General features: G+C 51.5%; 1 protein-coding gene and 1 pseudogene. Both read right to left on the bottom strand.

The window, feature by feature from the left end:
• Window positions 1-353: pseudogene (locus tag QVP67_RS09200) on the bottom strand (hypothetical protein); the annotation flags it as partial.
• A 10-nt stretch (window positions 354-363) separates the two neighbouring features.
• On the bottom strand, window positions 364-783 hold the full coding sequence (locus QVP67_RS09195) for a DUF2141 domain-containing protein (protein ID WP_022163273.1): 420 nt from the start codon (window positions 781-783) through the stop codon (window positions 364-366).
• Between the last annotated feature and the right edge of the window lie 66 nt (window positions 784-849).

Here is an 849-nt window from a genome sequence, read left to right as displayed (position 1 = left end):
GCAAGCAAGCACGACAGCAATAAGAAGTAAAGGGAAAGAAAACGAGTTCGCATAAGATTAAATTTACGTTGGTTACTCGGACAAAGATACTGAATGATGAGCGCAATACAAAAAGAAGCCTGCTTATTTTTTATTGCCGAACCGCATCCCTCCCCTTCCGTTTCCGAATCGGCAGACTGCTTTTTATCACGGAAAAGGCTGGCATCTTCGGACAGAACTCCAAGCCTGTCGGACAGTGCACGCTGGCTGCACAGCCACTGCAAACAGGTTGCAGCATCACTGCAAAGGCGTTGCAGCGTCGCTGCAAACCGCTTTGCAGCAACAGTGCAACGGGCGTGCACTGCTTCCGGCACCGGCAGAACGTCACTTCAACGTCAGCACTAAGGTGGTGTCGGCCTTCAACTCGAAGCGGCAATCCTTATAGGCCGGCGGCCCCATCACGCCTTCGGCATCGTTGCTGAAGCCATACTTCTCCAACGGGATGCCGTAAGTGCCTGTGTCCAGCCGACCGTTTCCGTTGGCATCGTGAAAGACGGAAATGGCGTAACTTCCTGCGGGAAGTCCCTGACAGGGAATGCGGACGGTGCTGTCTTTTGCTTCGACCCGAAACCCGGTCAAAGGTTTCTTCAGGAAAGTCTCTTCCGACGCATAAACGGCTACAAAGAGGGAACCCTCCGGCCGCTCGATGCCGCGTACTTCGATTGTCAGATTCGGTGTGCCCGACGTGTCGGCAAATGCTTCGGCCAGCAGGAGGCATCCAAGGGAAATAAACCATGTTTTCATAAGCTGTGTAAATAGTGATGTGAATAATATAAAGTGATTTAAGTTTCGCAAGTGCTCAACTTATTA

It is taken from the genome of Bacteroides sp. CAG:633 (assembly GCF_000435115.1).
GTDB lineage: Bacteria > Bacteroidota > Bacteroidia > Bacteroidales > Bacteroidaceae > Bacteroides > Bacteroides ndongoniae.
This window is presented reverse-complemented; position numbering and strand designations above follow the sequence as displayed.

Coding starts and splice junctions, on each gene's coding strand:
- QVP67_RS09195 (WP_022163273.1), bottom strand. CDS start 783: ATGAAAACATGGTTTATTTCCCTTGGATGCCTCCTGCTGGCCGAAGCA.